We start from the raw sequence: 15,110 nt of genomic DNA, 5'->3' as shown, positions 1-15,110 counted from the left end.
AGCTGATGCGTAACCTGCGATCCGCTCGCTCACCTACCGCTCCAGTTCTGCGATGTACTGCTCGACGAGCCCGAGCTGGGTCTGACGGTCGAGGTTGGTTCCGACCACCTTCTCGGCGAGGTCCACGGTCAGGTTCGCGACCTCACGCTGAGCGTCGGCCATGACCCGGGCCTTCTCGGCCGCGGCGTCGGCGCGTGCCTTGTCGAGGATCTCCGCTGCTTGAGCCTCCGCCTTGGCGACGAGGTCCGCCTTCACGGTGTCGGCTTCGCCGCGGGCCGCGTCGATGATCCGCGTCCGCTCTGCCTGAGCCTCGGCCAACTGCGCCTCGTACTCGGCACGGAGCTTCTCTGCTTCGGCCTTCGCCTTCTCGGCTTCTTCCATCTGACCCGCATCATGAAATATGGCGGCTAGGGCTCGGGCGGATGCAGAGCACGATGTCGAGTATCGCCTGTATCGGTGGTCGTCAGAGCCTGATTCTCCCGGATGACCGGTGGACCGATCGGCGGCAGACGTAATCCCACGGCCAGGCGCTGACACAGGTTGAGTTTAAAGGTGTGGCTGTCGCAACGTCCCTGGTTGGCCTCGGGGCGGTGACCCGGACGACGGCCCTTGCGGAATTCGGTACGACCCCGCGCCGAATCGCGGCGGGATGGAGCCTTTGCCCCGCCTGGTGTCTCGGTCCATCAGGCTCCATGCGGTCGAGCGCGAAGGTACGATGGGAATCCGACCGCACCCGTTACGAATACCGTTCACGCGCGAGTCGCCCGGAGACTCACGACGAAAGGGCTATTGCTGGAGACTTCCGGCATCTGAGGAAGGTGCCGGTCGACGGGCAAACTCTATCGATCGTGATGACCCATTGCTTGGCCGAGGAGACTCCGGGACTCTCGGCGAAACACGAGCTACGTGTCCGGCAAAGTGACCTCCGCGAGGTCGCGCGACGGCGTCTCTCGACCCGACGCATGGTGCGAGGCGGTTGGTAAACCCTTACCAGAACCGGCGATAGAAACGAAAACGCCGGCGCGTCTCCGCGCCGGCGTCGTTTCTTAACCCCTGGGTCGGCGGATTTCGCTTTCGACCGCCAACTAGCGGGGGCACGGAGTTCCAGCAACTCGCGACCGCCGCAGCTCGATCCGTCTCATACAAGCCCAATTGAGTTTCCATTCACCTGGGGTCCGCAAGGGGTCCAGGATGTCGCATAGCGTCAGTCAGCGTCACTCAACGCGCCCCTCCGGCCCTTGGCGCACCGTCATCGCTATTGCGTACCCAACGGCCATCCGGCCCGCGATCTCGCCACACGGTAGCCCGTGTGGCCACGAGGCGGCGTTAGGGGCCCACCCCGCGCGGGTGACTATGGGCGTGTGTACGCACGTGATAGCGCGGGCTGCTGCGGCAATAGGTACTTCCTGGCGAGGCTGGCCGGTGAGGCCCAACGAACCTGCCCCCAAAGGAAACAGAGTTTGTTTCGGTTGTCCGGTCCGGTCCGGTTTTCGAGGAGGCCACGGGACGCGGCCCGTTGGGCCGTAGTCGAAAGAGGGCGGCGGGTGGTACCGGCGTACGCCTCGGTGGCCCGGTGGCCACGGGGGGCGTCGGGGCGCGTTTTGGGGCCAACCCCGAAGGTCGAGGACAGCCACGCCGGTGGCGCGGCGCGAGGACGCGGCGCGACACCGGTGTTCGCGCCCAAGATGGAGGCTAACAGATGAATGTCGAGCTGCTGCCGCTGGCCGGGATTAAGCCATACGAGAAGAACCCGCGTGACAACGATGCTGCCGTCGACGCGGTCGCCGAGTCCATCCGGCGGTTCGGGTTCCGCCAACCCATCGTGATCGATGCCGACGGCGTCATCGTTTGCGGGCACACGCGGTGGAAAGCGGCGCAGAAGCTCGGGTTGACCGAAGCGCCGGTCCACGTGGCCACCGATCTGACGCCGGAGCAGATTCGCGCGTACCGCATCGCCGACAACAAGACGAACGAACTCGCGTCGTGGAACCTCGAACTGTTGCCGATCGAACTCGGCGAACTGAAAGACGCAGGCATCGACTGGTCGTTGCTCGGCTTCGACCAGGACGAACTGGCCCACCTGTTCGACCCCGGCGTCAAACAGGGTCTCACGGACCCCGATGAGGTCCCCGCGCCCCCCGACGAGGCCGTCACCAAGCCGGGCGACCTGTGGTTGCTCGGCGATCACCGTCTCCTCTGCGGCGACAGCTCATCGGCCGCGGACGTGAACCTGCTGATCGCGGTCGATCCAGTGAAGGCGGCTGATCTGCCGGCGGGTTCCGACGTCGTACCCGCGCTGTTGCCAATCCATCTCTGCAATTGTGACCCTCCGTACAATGTCCGCGTCGAGCCGCGCAGCAACAATGCGATCGCGGCGGGGAACAGTTCCTTTCCTATGCCAAAGAGTCAGAAACTGACCCAAGCGGTCGACGCGGCGCGTGGCAACAAGGGGCTGCATCACCACCAGGCATTCGACGTAGCCAGGCAGGGTGTGAAGCACGCCACGCACCAGAAACTCCGTGCCAAGGATCGGCCGTTGGCGAATGACTTCGTAAGCGATGAGGCGTTCGATCAGATGTTGCGTGCTTGGTTTGGCAACATTGCCCGCGTGCTCACCCCAGGACGCGCGGCGTACATCTGGGGTGGGTACGCCAACTGCGCCAACTACCCGCCGGTGCTGAAGGCCTGCGGGCTTTACTTCTCCCAGGCCATCATCTGGGTCAAGGAACACCCCGTTCTGACGCGGAAAGACTTCATGGGTAACCATGAGTGGTGCTTCTATACATGGAGAGAAGGCGCGGCGCATGTTTTTCTTGGTCCGAACAACGTGCCCGACGTGTGGTCGGTGAAGAAGGTCAACCCGCAATCGATGATCCATTTGACCGAGAAGCCCGTCGAACTGGCCGTGCGGGCGATTCAATACTCGTCGCGCGTCGGCGAGGCCGTGCTTGATCTGTTTGGCGGGAGTGGTTCGACGCTTATCGCGGCGGAGCAGACGGGAAGGCGAGCGTATCTAATGGAGTTGGACCGGCTCTATTGCGATGTGATCGTCGCCAGATGGGAGAAGTTCAGCGGAAGGAAGGCGGAGTGCGTCAGCGCCCACGGGCGAGACGCGCCGACCGGACAGGTAGCGCCGGTCGTCGTCAAGCCTCCGAAGGCAGGTCAGCTGAAGTGAACTCAATGATCGCACCTCTGATGGAAGCGATTCCGAAGGGCGGCGGGCCCTTGACCAGGGCGTAGCTCCGCCCGTTTGGGTTCAATGCTGGTATACCGCCAGTTCAGGCGTTATCGTGTTCATGGAAGGCAGAATACCGAGCGGTGTGATCTGAAGGGAGTTGCGATGGGACGTCTTTTGGTAAGCGTGAGGGGACCTGTCGAGGCCTTGGCGGCCGCGCGAGGGGGGGCACACATTGCCGACGTTGAGCACCCTGGTTCAGCCCTTGGGACGCCCTATCCCCTCAACATCAAGGCCGTCCGCGAGGCCTTGGATGCGGACGGTTTCGGAGATCTGCCGATCTCCACCAATATCGGCGAGGAGCAGCGAGTACGAAGCTCGGCGTGCCAGGCCGCTCTCGGCGTTGCCGTAGCGGGAGCGAACTACGTGAAGTGCGGCCTCGCGGGCCTTGACCCTAAGGCCGCCGCCTACCTTGGCCGGAACCTCGTCCGCACCGTCAAAGAGTGGTGCCCGGAGTGCAAAGTGTATCCGGCGGTATTCCCGGAGGAGGAGTTCGCGGTTTCATTCGACCCGCTGACCGACGGTCCGAAGCTCGTTGAGGAGATCGGCTGCGACGGACTGCTGATCGACACGTTTCGGAAGGACATCGGCAAAGGCCTTCTCGATTACTTCACGATCGATCGGCTTCGCGCGTTTGTTAATGATCTGCACGCCCTTGGCAAGGAAGCTTGGCTCGCAGGGAGTCTTTCCGGAAGCGACTTGCCTGGGTTGTGGGCTATCAGTGTCGATGTCATCTGCGTCCGGGGTGCTGCCTGCGAAGCCGGAGGAGGAGCAATGCGCTTCGGTTCGGTTAAGGACTCGATTGTCGGGGAGCTCGTCGCGACGCTGTCCCAGGTGGCCGAATGATGTATTTGACACGCATACGACTCAAGAATGTTCGATGCTTTGAATCCCTTGACCTTCGGCTCGGAGCGTCCGCCCAACCGACACGCCTTGCCGTCGTTGTGGGCGATAACGCCACTGGGAAAACGGCATTGATGCGTAGCATTGCGCTCGGCTTGTGCGACGAATCAAGCGCAGCGGGGCTAATGAAAGAGTCTGACGAGGGATACATTCGCCGGGGCTGCCAACGGGCAACAATTACGCTCGACCTGTTCAGCCCAACTCGGCGAAAGGAGCCCTTGCAGATCCGTACGACAATCGAGCGGATCAAGCCCGGCCGCATCGCCGTTGACCGGGTACGACAATCTACTAACCCTGCCAAGGGCGCGTTCCCCTGGCATGCTCTCTTTTTGGCGGCATACGGCGCAGGCCGCGGGGTGGCTGGCACTGGTGACGTCGCTGATTATACACCTATCAACGCCGTCTATAACCTCTTTAATTATACCGAAGGCCTCCAAAACCCGGAGCTTATGCTGCGGCGCCACAGTAACGGCGCCCAGATTGAAAAGGCCTTGACAGAGTTCACTCGTACGAAAAAAGTCCATCGGAAGAAATCCGGCGTACTGGTCGACGGGCCTTGGGGCAATGACATGCCCTTGCGCGATCTTGCCGACGGATACCGCGGCGCGATTCTGTGGCTAACTGATTTGCTTGGCTGGGCTGTCGCCTTCAATCCCAAGTTGCACGACCTTGCACAACTCCGCGGCATCGTTCTCATAGACGAATTGGAAGAACACATGCATGCGCGATGGCAGCGCACCGTTATCGACGATTTGCGCCATATACTTCCAGGCGTCCAGTTTCTCGTCACAACACACTCACCACTCATTGCCTCAAGTGTCGGACTCATAAAAGAGGAGGCCAACTTGGACAAGTTGTTTGCTCTTGAGCTGCAGGAATGCAATCGAGTAACCGCGTTCGACCACCCGCACATGAATGGCTGGCGGATGGATCAGGTATTGGCTTCCCGGGCTTTCCGCTACCAGATTCACGCCGACCCCCAGTTCCGAAACGGACTTCGACGTGCGTCCGAGTTACTTGCAAAGAAGACTCTAACCCAAGCTGAAAGGCGCCAACTGAAGCGGATTAGGGACCGCATTGAGGACTCGTTGTTTACCTCAAATAGTCCCGTGGAACGGGATGTTGAGCTCGAAATGAGGCAGAAACGACGTCGTGAGATTCGCAGCTTGGAGCATGATTTGTTTGGTCAAGATGAGTCACAAGCATGATCCGAATACACCGGACCGCATGCCCCGCATGCCTGGCGGCCAGTACCACGGAAGGGGAACTGTACCGAAAAAAGGAAGTCGTCAATGCGCTTTGGAGAATGCAGCATGGCAAGTGCTGTTACAGCGAGATACTAATTCCCGAGGAGGGGCATGGTAAGGCCGTCGAGCACTTCCGACCCAAGGCCCACTTCAAGTGGGCGCGCAACGATTGGCCTAACCTTCTCTTAGTCTGTCCGCAATGTAATGGAAGGAAGCGTGATCAATTCCCAGAAATGCTGACAGACAATGAAGGTGCGGCGAAAGTCGTCTACATCAGGGCATCATCCGAACCCAAGGCCGCCATAATTGATCCGTCTTCAGGTGAGAATCCTGAAGACCATTTGACCTATATTCTCGATGACATGGATCCGTTGTATGGTCAGGTGACGCCAAGGAACGGAAGCCAGCGCGGGCGCGTAACGATCGAGGTTACGGGTATAGATGATGCGGTATTCTGGAGAGAGAGATTCGAGCGCCTTAACGATGTGCTACAGAATCGGTACCTTGAATTGCTGGCGGCGAAGAAAAGCGGTGACAATGATTGTCTTGCTGCTGCGCTTCAGCCGTTCGAGCGGTTTGTTAGCTCGAAGGAGAAGTTTGCCGGAATGGCAAGGGAGTTCGCCCGGATGAAGAAGTTGGGCGAGCGATTCGGATTGACAATCCCATGAAACATGCGAATAGACCCATGGACGCCAAAGGAACTCCATTCGATGTCTCAATGGCCGCCTACGGCAAGGAACTCATTCTTGATCTGCATGGCTGCAACACGAGTGTTTTCACGCGGGCCAGCATCGAAGCGTTTTGCACTGAGCTTTGCGATCTGATCGACATGGAGCGCTGCGACCTGCACTTTTGGGACGATGTCGGCGTGCCCGAGGAGGAGCAGCAGACGCATCCCAAAACAAAGGGAACCAGCGCCGTACAGTTTATTCTCACGAGCACAATCGTGATCCATACACTCGATTTGATGAAGGCGGCGTATGTGAACATCTTCTCGTGCAAGGAGTTTGACACGGACGAGGCCGCGCGGTTTACGGCCAAGTGGTTTGACTCGAAGGACTGGACCGCGAACGTTGTGGTGCGGCGCTAATGGCCGTCGACGAACAAGAGACGGAGAGTTTATGGCGCTTCTTTTGATTGAACAGGAGTTCGGGATTCCGGCTGTCGAGGCTCACCGAGGGCTGCTCGCACACCTTCGGGAGGCGAGGATAGCCGACGGTCTTGTCCCAGTCAGGGTTGTCCTGACGGAATCGTCTGCTTCAGGCTACCGGGGAGAGTTCGGTGCGGTTTGTGGTTTGGCAGAAGCGGGCCGTGTACCACCCCCGCCAGTGCTTGAGTTTCGGCGGCGGCTGACGGTAAATACGCAGCGATTCAACCTCGCTCTCGTGGTTCCGACGGGTATCGGTGCGGAAATCGGCGGGCACGCAGGTGACGCCGGACCGGTGGCACGGATGCTTGCGGAAGTGTCGGACACGCTGGTCCTGCACCCGAACGTGGTCAATGCCTCCGACCTTAACGAAATGCCTCCCAACGCGCTGTACGTCGAAGGAAGCATTTTGACTAGGCTCCTCATGGGAACTGTGGGGCTTCAGCCAGTCCGCTCAAACCGGGTGCTGGTGGTGATCGACGCTCATCGTGATGAGTACTTCGTCAACGCGGCTGTTAATTCGGTCAGCGGAGCACGTGCGGCCTATGGCCTTTCGTGCGCGGAAGTCGTATGCCTTGACCCCCCCGTGAAACTCAGGGCACGCTTTTCGGGCTCCGGCCGGGCGTCTGGACGCGTCGAGCAGATGGAGGGTCTCTGTTCGCTCCTTGAAGAGCGTAGGGATCAATACGATGCCGTGGCGATCTCGTCGGTCATTGACGTGCCGCACGAGTTCCACCAGGGGTATTTCGACGCTGGTGGCGCAATGGTGAATCCGTGGGGCGGTGTCGAGGCCATGCTGACGCACGCTCTGTCGAGCATGTACAACGTACCCACGGCCCACTCGCCCATGTTTGAATCGGAAGAAATCGCCAACATGGACCCAGGCATTGTCGATCCTCGGATGGCAGCGGAGGCGGTCTCCGCGACATTTCTGCAATGTACGCTGAAGGGCCTGCAACGCAGTCCTCGAATCGTCACCGATTCAGAAGCGATGAATCGGCCAGAAGTTTTCACGGCTGCAGATATTGCGTGTCTGGTGATTCCAGACGGGTGCCTGGGGCTCCCGACGCTTGCCGCCCTTGAACAGGGAATGACAGTGATCGCCGTGCGCGAGAATCGCAATCTCATGAAGAATGATCTCACTGCGCTTCCTTGGGCGCCGGGCCAGTTTTGTCAGGTGAGCAATTACTGGGAGGCGGTCGGGGTAATTGCGGCGATGCGAGCAGGTATTGATCCGGAATCCGTTCGACGACCACTCGCGAAGACCAAATTGTCGAAGCATGAACAACATCGTTGGAGCGGCCAGGTCAGATCGGAACAGTACCCGTCGTCAAGGGAGGCCGTGGAGAATCCAGCCAAGGGCGTGCAATTCACGAGGCCGGTACCGCCGAGAAACGCTTGAAGTGCGTCTTGCTATGTGGGGCAGGTCCGATCTGGTAGGAAAGCGTGAATGGCGTGCCGTGCAAACGCCCCGCAAACATGCGAGGCGTTGACGGAGGCGGGATGATGTGCTCAGGCGGACTTGGGGGTGTGGTACTCGAACAGGCCGCGATCGATCTTGTGGAACCGCGACGCCTCGCCCTTGTCGCGCTCCTCGCGTTGCATCGCGGCGTACAACGTCGCGTGCGGCGTCTTGCCGTTGGGGCTGGACCACAGACCCTTCTCGGCCATCGTGGCGATCAGTTCCTGGGCTCGCATCGGCTTGCCGGCGCTCTTCAAGACCGTCGCGGCGGCGTCCAACGCGCTGGTACGCTTGGGCTTGGCGGGCCTCTCGGCCTTGGTGTCCTTCGCGCTGGCGTTCTTCGCCGTGGACTTCGCCGCCCCCTTCTTCGCCTTGGCGCCACCCTTCGTCTTCTTCGATCCGGTCTTCTTCGTCGTTGCCATCGATGTTCTCCTGTACAAGGAACTGGTCGCGCCAACCCGGCGCGGCGTTGTGAACTAATTGATCGGGATCGTGACCATGCGGTGCTGACCGTCGGGCATCACGATGTCGCCAAGAATGGCGAACTCGACGCCCGCCGCTTCCAGGCGTTCAACCTCGCTCTCGGCGATAACCATGTTGCGGCCAGCCAAGCGTACCGCCCGTCCGCCGTCGGCCTCGCACCATTGCAGCGCTTCCCAACCGGTCTTGAACTCGATCCCGCGAACTTCAATCGTTCTCGTTGCCAATGTTCATCTCCTTCGTTTGGTGCCTGCCATGCCGACGCGACGCGGCCAAATGGTCTTGAATCTCGTGCATTCGCGACCCGCTCAATCGGCGAAAACGGTGTCGGCCAGACCCGCGACCAACAGGTCGACGATCTCCTCGGCGACCGGTGTCGTCGGCCGAACGTCCCAGCCGCGGTCGAAATTGACCACCACCGCGCGGTCGGCGATGCGCTGGACCCAGAGCTTCGAAATGCGACTCGCGTCCAACTCGTAGTCAGGACAGACGGCATGCTCGGGGAACACGAGCGCGTCGAAGCGGTGGCCACCGATGTTGCCCATCACCCACGAGCCACCGGCGTCCCGCTGTTGCAACTTGGTGATCTTCAGCGTGTCCAGCAGGTCCGTCGGCTCGTCGCTGGTCGTCTCTGGCAGGTTGTCCGTCATCATGTTTTTCTCCGCGTTCGGTACGCCCCATGCGTACACCCACATGAGGGCAACTGTCGCGAACGGAATCAAGCTAATTCCCCGGGAATTCCGGGGGCTTCCGGCAGAATCTTCGTGGCCAGCGCATGCGGCATTCGGCCGCGCCAGGCACACGAACTGCCTGTGGGTGGCCGCACCGCGTGGAGGGCGGCGTGATGTCCGGCGGTGACGCGGCCATTGAAGCCAAGCCGACGCTGAACCCGGCCGCGCTGCCCGTGACCGACGCCGCGCGATTGCTCAGCGCCGCAGGCAAGCAGGCGGTGACGACTGAGCAGTTGCTGGCCGACATCGACGCCGGTGCGCCGACCAACGGCGACGGCACGATCAACATCATCCACTACGCAGCCTGGCTCATTCGGGAGATGTCGAACCGTGGCGATTGATCCGCGCCGCCTGCGACCGACGCAGCTCGTACAACTGCTCAACAGCACGCCGATCGGCGAAGTAATCAGCGAGCGGCAGTTGTACCGGCATCGCACGCGCGCGGGTCTGCGGATCACATCGTCGGCCGACCCGCGCACCATCGATCTGCTGCGCTACGTCGCGTGGCTGGTGATTGAGCGCCATCGCCCCCAGCCGGAGCCCGACGGCCTGACCGGCTACGACGCGCATCGCGAACGCGCCGCGCAGCGCAACCGCGAGCTGTCGCTGAGCGGGCGCGACATCGGCGAGATGCCCGTCGTGGTCAACGCCGATCGAAAGCGCCGGGCCGAGCGGGACTTCCGGTTCTTCTGCGAGCAGTACTTCCCCGCCACGTTCCACCTGCCGTGGTCGCCGGACCATCTGAAGGTCGTCGCCAAGATCGAACTGGCCGTGCTGGAGGGCGGCCTCTTCGCGATGGCCATGCCGCGAGGAAGCGGCAAGACGTCGATGTGCGAGACGGCCTGCCTGTGGGCGCTGCTGTATGGCCATCGCGAGTTCGTCGCGCTAATCGGCAGCGATGAAGAGCACGCGTCGAACATGCTGGAATCGATCAAGGCCGAACTGGAGAACAGCGACGCGCTGCTGGAGGACTTCCCCGAGGTTGTCTTCCCCATCCGATCGCTGGAGGGCATCCACCAGCGCGCCGGCGGGCAGCTTCACCGGGGCAAGCAGACGCACATGGGTTGGACGGCGCGGGAGATCGTCCTGCCGACGATCCCCGACTCGCAGGCCTCGGGCGCCATCATCCGCGTGGCCGGCATCACCGGTCGCATCCGGGGCATGAAACACAAACGGGTGGACGGGTCCTCGATCCGTCCGGCGCTCGTGCTCATCGATGATCCGCAGACCGACGAGTCGGCGCGGTCGCCGTCGCAGTGCGTGACGCGCGAGCGCATCCTCGCCGGAGCGATCCTCGGCCTGGCCGGGCCCGGGCGCAAGATCGCCGGGTTGATGACCCTGACCGTCGTGCGGCCCGATGATCTGGCCGACCGCATTCTCGACCGCGACAAGCATCCACAGTGGCAAGGCGAACGCACGAAGATGGTCTACTCGTTCCCGACCAACGAGGCGATGTGGACGCGGTATGCGGAACTGTGGCGCGAAGGCATGCGCGCTGATCGCGGAATCACCGACGCAACCGAGTTCTACCGTGCCAACCGCGAGGCAATGGACGAGGGCGCGGAGGTCGCGTGGCCGGAGCGCCATCACCCGGATGAACTGTCCGCCATTCAACACGCGATGAACCTGAAGCTCGATCGCGGCGAGGCGGCGTTCTGGGCCGAATATCAGAACGAGCCACTTCCCGAGGAGCACGCCGACGAGGATCTGCTCACCGCCGAGCAGATCGCGGCCAAGGTCAACGGGCACAAGCGCGGCGAGGTGCCCATCGGCTGTACGCATCTCACCATGTTCATCGACGTGCAGGGCAAGGCGCTCTTCTACCTGGTAGCGGCGTGGGGGGATGACTTCACCGGCTATGTTGTTGACTACGGCACCGAACCGGACCAGAAGGCCGAGTACTTCACGCTGCGTGATATTCGCCGCACCTTGGCGATGGCGGCGCCGCGTGCCGGACTCGAAGGCGCGATCTACGCCGGCCTGGAACGACTGACCAAGGCGACTTTGGAGCGTGAGTGGCGCCGGGATGATGGCGCGATGGTGCGGATTGATCGTTGCCTCATCGATGCCAACTGGGGCCAGAGTACCGACGTGGTTTATCAATTCTGTCGGCAGAGCCAGTATGCGAACATCGTCATGCCGTCGCATGGCCGCTACGTCGGCGCATCGAGTATCCCATTCACAGAATACCGGCGCAAGCCCGGTGAGCGCGTGGGACACCATTGGCTGATTCCGGTTGTCACCGGCAAACGCGCCGTCCGCCATGTTGTTTTCGACACCAACTACTGGAAGTCGTTCGTCCACGCGCGGCTTGCCGTGTCGATGGGCGACGCCGGCTCGCTGTCCCTCTTCGGGCGCAAGCTCGAGCAGCATCGCCTGCTGGCCGAGCACCTGACCGCCGAGTACCGCGTGAAGACCGCGGGCCGTGGCCGCACGGTAGACGAATGGAAACTGCGCGCCGAGGGCCCCGACAATCACTGGCTGGACTGTTTGGTCGGAAGCGCCGTGGCTGCGTCCATGCTCGGCGTACAGGCTTTTGGGGAAAATGACGCCAGGCCGCAGCGCAAGCACTATACGCAAGAGGATCTCCGCCGGCGTTGGGCATGACGGTCGGGCGCAGACGCTGGCCGACTCCCGTGAATCCTCAAGGGATTGTCTGTCCCGATTGCGGATGTTTCCTTCCGCGGCCGAGGTGCTCTACGAAGCCCTCGATGTTGCGGAACGAGAGATTGGAAGGACCCTGGGCGATGAGCCCCACAGCGAGGCAATAGGCGCTGTGTGGAAACCAAGAAGCGAAGAAGCCGCAGGCGCGGCCGCGACCGACGCGTAGACGCCGAGCGGGCCATGATGGTGGCCCTTTCCGCCGGTCGCTGCGCTGCCCACCTCGCGTCGGCGGAGGATATCGAAGCCATGAATTGGAGAACCTGGACTCCGTAGTAAGGCGCCGTCTTCGGGGCGCCCCCGCTGGTTCGTCGCTGCAAGGCAGGCGTCCGAACCCTCCAGATCCAGCCACGCTACGACTCTGTCGTTCCGTCCTCCGGCTCGGTAAGGATTACATGATTTTGATTGGTTTTGCCTATGAGGTCGGCCGCCTCAGGACCCGGAGGCGTGGTCGAACTGACTCTAACGGAAATATTGACGGGCACCTTCAGATGCCCGGGAGTTTTCTGGAACAGGTGGTGGACGCCCCGGAGGGTATCCACTATCGGTTCGCCTGCGAGAACGACCTGATTGGTGTCATCAAGGAACTTGACAGCGATTGACAGACTCTCCGACTTGACACGTAGCGCCAACGCGGTTGACTGCAACGGCAATGGGTACAGAAAACGAGCCGCATCGTCTAGATTCAAAACATAGCCCTCCGGCGAGTTCGGTCGAGTGAGCGGGATGAGGGTGACATCCAACGTCTGCGTTGACCCTTCCACCGGCGTGTACCCGAAATCAGCGCCGAATCCCTGCTGCAACCCTTCCATCACATTGACGCCATCGATGAGAAAATGAGCTGAACGGATTCTTGCCGGACGCGAACTTCGACAAACCACCGTCAGGCGCATCCCTGGACAGCCGATGGCCTTCATGAGTTGGAGATCCCCGGCCAATTCCAGCTTCGCCTCAAGTCGCACTGCCTCTACCGTGCCGGGGGCGCCGAAATAGTTGTGTATCGTGTGCGCCGTCTGCCCTCCCGTTTGGCCTTGGTTCGTGATGACCGTCGCTTGGGACACAAAATTGTTGATGGTCAATTTGACGAATCGTTCGGCGGTCGCTTCTTCTACGGGTAACGAACCGAAGTGTCGAGATTCGTGTTCCCGTTTCATTCCCATCAACCGGTCGACCGTATACGCGATTTCATCATCGTCCACGATTTTGTGATGCACGTTGCAGAACAGTATGAGATTGTCGAACCCGTGACGATCTACATTGGACTGAGCAACGTCGTATCGCGCCGCCCCAGATTTCTCACCCTTGATGTGGCAAATCTCTCCAACGACTGACCCAGACTCGGGATCAATCAAAGGCGTGGAGCACTTGGGGAAGGCGCAGCGGTTCCCCGATACGGCAAACAGCCGCTTCACGGTGGGACGCGAAGGCTCTTTCGGGCCATCTCTTGTAGCCATCGGGACAGCTTCCACACAAGGGACAACTCTATGGGTGACTCGCGAGGGTGACTTGCGACACCGTTGAAGACTCGGCCGCCTTCGCCCACGCCGATACCAGATTACCCTTCGATCACGAGGCAACGCAACCCAAGCCCGAGAAGCGCCATCGTGCGCCTTACGTGACTTGGGCGCGGCAGGGACTGATCGAGATGACCCCGGGCAATGTCGTCGACTACGGCGTCATCTGCCAGCGGCTCAACGAATTGGACAAGCTGTTCAAAATTCGTGAAGTGGCCATCGACCCCTGGAACGCCACGCAGTTGGCCACGCAACTCGACGACGATCATTTCGAGGTCGTGCAGTTCGGCCAAGGCTTCCAGGACATGACCTCACCGACCAAGGAGCTCGAGAAACTGGTTGCCTCGGGGTGGCTGCGCCACGGCGAGCAAGGCTCCGTCGGCGTGCATTATGGTGCCTCGCAGTCACCTCGACGCCATTGTGACAGCCGCGACAACGATTGACAAAATCACAGCCCCCACTGCACATCGCCTGACAGTTCGTCGAGAGTTCTCAAGGACAGCCACTTGGGCTTCCAACTGGACGGCAGCCTCCTTGGGAAGGACGCCGTTCCTTTGCAACTCAGAGAGCGCACTGCGAGCATGAAAGGGATCTCCATTTTCCAATGCAGCCAAGAGCCGACCCTCGACTTCTGGGATCCGGCACTTCTGCGTCTCAAGGCGTTCGATCGCCGCGTTGACACCCGCGTGGTCATCACATACCTGCTTTGCTCTACGCAGCAGTGCCTCACCCAGGTCCCCTCCACTAGCCATCTCGAGTTGCGCGCGATCAAGCAACGCACCTGCCTTTGTGCAGCGAGATGCACACAACTCTGTGGCGCTATCGAGATTAGCTAGACGCACCGGCAATTCTCTGACTCTTGCCAAGAGTCGCCCAGCGTGTTCATAACGATGCGCCTTGAGCGTCGCCTTGAGTTGTACCACAATCGTCTGTGCTTGCCCCATTGCCTCGACCACCGCCAGCTTTTCGTCCCTGAGGGGCTGAAAGCCAGGAAAGTCACTGAGGGCCTGGTCGAGGATTGCGCACGCTTCATTCGCATTTCCCTGCGCCAACGCTTGTCGCGCATGCTCAATCCGACCACTTGCCTTTGCCTGACATGGCCGACAGAGTAGTTCGCCCACCACCACTTGCCCCTTGCACACTTGACATGCACCGGCGCAGTCGCGACATATCCAGCGCCCCTGAGCGTCCGCCGTCAACAGGGCATGTCCGCCAGTGGTTCCACAATTCACGCACCGGGCCTCGTTGCCGTCCGCGCGCGCCGTCGGCACGGCGGCCGCTGCTCTGACGGATTTCTCCTCAGCCGGCCACAGATCAACGGAATCTACCGGGAGCAATGATTCGTTGTGATCGGCCCATCGAGCCGCTTCTCCATTCAAAGGGCTCTTGGTGTTGTAACTCTGAAAAGTAATGATTTCCGCAATGCGGACAACCAAGTCGTCGAGCGACTCGGAAGCCGCCCAGTGGTCCCCGATGCAGATCGATGCCGCGTCGATGTTCGGATGGAAGATGGGCGTCAGCATCCTGCACTGGGGCGCCTGACGGGGATATGCGCTCGTGAGAACGACCTCGGCGACGTGATCTGTGACTTCGACGATGCGGCTCTCGGAATCGACACGCAGGCCCTTGACCGCAAAGGCGATCTCGTAACGTTCGGGGGGATCGCCCTTCGTGCTTCGGATCATCAGGAAGGGACTGCGGTCGCATCGCGCCCGGAGACGCTCGAAGTC

The 15,110-nt window shown here is 61.2% G+C and carries 15 protein-coding genes; 9 read left to right on the top strand and 6 right to left on the bottom strand.

Annotated features, from left to right (window positions below; genetic code table 11):
- Positions 1-33 precede the first annotated feature (33 nt).
- Entirely contained in the window at positions 34-381 is a 348-nt protein-coding gene (locus tag J5J06_09505; protein MCO6437308.1) for a hypothetical protein, read from the bottom strand.
- A 1,318-nt stretch (positions 382-1,699) separates the two neighbouring features.
- On the opposite strand from J5J06_09505, the gene J5J06_09500 reads away from it, so the two are divergent.
- From J5J06_09500 to J5J06_09475, 6 genes are all read left to right on the top strand, one after another.
- A complete protein-coding gene (locus J5J06_09500) occupies positions 1,700-3,175 on the top strand; it encodes a ParB N-terminal domain-containing protein (GenBank protein ID MCO6437307.1) in 1,476 nt (491 codons plus the stop codon).
- Between the two features lie 165 nt (positions 3,176-3,340).
- Positions 3,341-4,081, top strand: coding sequence for a hypothetical protein (locus J5J06_09495; GenBank protein ID MCO6437306.1), 741 nt, complete (start codon positions 3,341-3,343; stop codon positions 4,079-4,081).
- Complete coding sequence (locus J5J06_09490; GenBank protein ID MCO6437305.1) at positions 4,078-5,346, top strand: AAA family ATPase; 1,269 nt, start codon at positions 4,078-4,080, stop codon at positions 5,344-5,346. The genes J5J06_09495 and J5J06_09490 overlap by 4 nt, the downstream gene beginning before the upstream one ends.
- A 98-nt stretch (positions 5,347-5,444) precedes the next feature.
- Complete coding sequence (locus tag J5J06_09485) at positions 5,445-6,053, top strand: HNH endonuclease (GenBank protein MCO6437304.1); 609 nt, start codon at positions 5,445-5,447, stop codon at positions 6,051-6,053.
- A complete protein-coding gene (locus J5J06_09480) occupies positions 6,050-6,475 on the top strand; it encodes an S-adenosylmethionine decarboxylase (protein ID MCO6437303.1) in 426 nt (141 codons plus the stop codon). Before J5J06_09485 ends, J5J06_09480 begins: the two co-directional genes overlap by 4 nt.
- A gap of 31 nt (positions 6,476-6,506) precedes the next feature.
- On the top strand, positions 6,507-7,934 hold the full coding sequence (locus J5J06_09475) for a DUF3326 domain-containing protein (protein MCO6437302.1): 1,428 nt from the start codon (positions 6,507-6,509) through the stop codon (positions 7,932-7,934).
- A gap of 110 nt (positions 7,935-8,044) precedes the next feature.
- Here J5J06_09475 and J5J06_09470 read toward each other — a convergent pair whose 3' ends face one another.
- From J5J06_09470 to J5J06_09460, 3 genes are all read right to left on the bottom strand, one after another.
- Positions 8,045-8,416, bottom strand: coding sequence for a winged helix-turn-helix domain-containing protein (locus J5J06_09470; protein MCO6437301.1), 372 nt, complete (start codon positions 8,414-8,416; stop codon positions 8,045-8,047).
- A 54-nt stretch (positions 8,417-8,470) separates the two neighbouring features.
- Positions 8,471-8,701, bottom strand: a complete 231-nt coding sequence (locus J5J06_09465; protein ID MCO6437300.1) for a hypothetical protein — start codon at positions 8,699-8,701, stop codon at positions 8,471-8,473.
- A gap of 81 nt (positions 8,702-8,782) precedes the next feature.
- On the bottom strand, positions 8,783-9,127 hold the full coding sequence (locus J5J06_09460; GenBank protein MCO6437299.1) for a hypothetical protein: 345 nt from the start codon (positions 9,125-9,127) through the stop codon (positions 8,783-8,785).
- 191 nt (positions 9,128-9,318) lie between these two features.
- On the opposite strand from J5J06_09460, the gene J5J06_09455 reads away from it, so the two are divergent.
- Entirely contained in the window at positions 9,319-9,546 is a 228-nt protein-coding gene (locus J5J06_09455; GenBank protein ID MCO6437298.1) for a hypothetical protein, read from the top strand.
- Positions 9,536-11,812 (top strand): phage terminase large subunit family protein, encoded by a 2,277-nt coding sequence (locus tag J5J06_09450; GenBank protein MCO6437297.1) that lies wholly within the window; start codon positions 9,536-9,538, stop codon positions 11,810-11,812. The genes J5J06_09455 and J5J06_09450 overlap by 11 nt, the downstream gene beginning before the upstream one ends.
- Positions 11,813-12,219: 407 nt before the next feature.
- Here the strand turns inward: J5J06_09450 and J5J06_09445 are convergent, their stop codons facing one another.
- Positions 12,220-13,278, bottom strand: coding sequence for a hypothetical protein (locus J5J06_09445; protein ID MCO6437296.1), 1,059 nt, complete (start codon positions 13,276-13,278; stop codon positions 12,220-12,222).
- Between the two features lie 89 nt (positions 13,279-13,367).
- On the opposite strand from J5J06_09445, the gene J5J06_09440 reads away from it, so the two are divergent.
- A complete protein-coding gene (locus J5J06_09440) occupies positions 13,368-13,823 on the top strand; it encodes a hypothetical protein (GenBank protein ID MCO6437295.1) in 456 nt (151 codons plus the stop codon).
- Here the strand turns inward: J5J06_09440 and J5J06_09435 are convergent.
- Positions 13,785-15,065 carry a hypothetical protein gene (locus J5J06_09435; protein ID MCO6437294.1) on the bottom strand — a complete coding sequence of 427 codons (1,281 nt, stop codon included), beginning with the start codon at positions 15,063-15,065 and terminating at the stop codon, positions 13,785-13,787. The genes J5J06_09440 and J5J06_09435 overlap by 39 nt on opposite strands.
- Between the last annotated feature and the right edge of the window lie 45 nt (positions 15,066-15,110).

The sequence above is a fragment of the Phycisphaerae bacterium genome (genome assembly GCA_024102815.1).
GTDB lineage: Bacteria > Planctomycetota > Phycisphaerae > UBA1845 > UBA1845 > JAGFJJ01.
Note: the sequence above shows the minus strand (reverse complement) of the source record. Positions and strands in the feature narration are given on the sequence as shown.

Excerpts from the sequence above, each read along its gene's own strand:
- J5J06_09505 (MCO6437308.1), bottom strand. The coding sequence starts at position 381 with ATGGAAGAAGCCGAGAAGGCGAAGGCCGAAGCAGAGAAGCTCCGTGCC.
- J5J06_09500 (MCO6437307.1), top strand. The coding sequence starts at position 1,700 with ATGAATGTCGAGCTGCTGCCGCTGGCCGGGATTAAGCCATACGAGAAG.
- J5J06_09495 (MCO6437306.1), top strand. The coding sequence starts at position 3,341 with ATGGGACGTCTTTTGGTAAGCGTGAGGGGACCTGTCGAGGCCTTGGCG.
- J5J06_09490 (MCO6437305.1), top strand. The coding sequence starts at position 4,078 with ATGATGTATTTGACACGCATACGACTCAAGAATGTTCGATGCTTTGAA.
- J5J06_09485 (MCO6437304.1), top strand. The coding sequence starts at position 5,445 with ATGCAGCATGGCAAGTGCTGTTACAGCGAGATACTAATTCCCGAGGAG.
- J5J06_09480 (MCO6437303.1), top strand. The coding sequence starts at position 6,050 with ATGAAACATGCGAATAGACCCATGGACGCCAAAGGAACTCCATTCGAT.
- J5J06_09475 (MCO6437302.1), top strand. The coding sequence starts at position 6,507 with ATGGCGCTTCTTTTGATTGAACAGGAGTTCGGGATTCCGGCTGTCGAG.
- J5J06_09470 (MCO6437301.1), bottom strand. The coding sequence starts at position 8,416 with ATGGCAACGACGAAGAAGACCGGATCGAAGAAGACGAAGGGTGGCGCC.
- J5J06_09460 (MCO6437299.1), bottom strand. The coding sequence starts at position 9,127 with ATGATGACGGACAACCTGCCAGAGACGACCAGCGACGAGCCGACGGAC.
- J5J06_09455 (MCO6437298.1), top strand. The coding sequence starts at position 9,319 with ATGTCCGGCGGTGACGCGGCCATTGAAGCCAAGCCGACGCTGAACCCG.
- J5J06_09435 (MCO6437294.1), bottom strand. The coding sequence starts at position 15,065 with ATGATCCGAAGCACGAAGGGCGATCCCCCCGAACGTTACGAGATCGCC.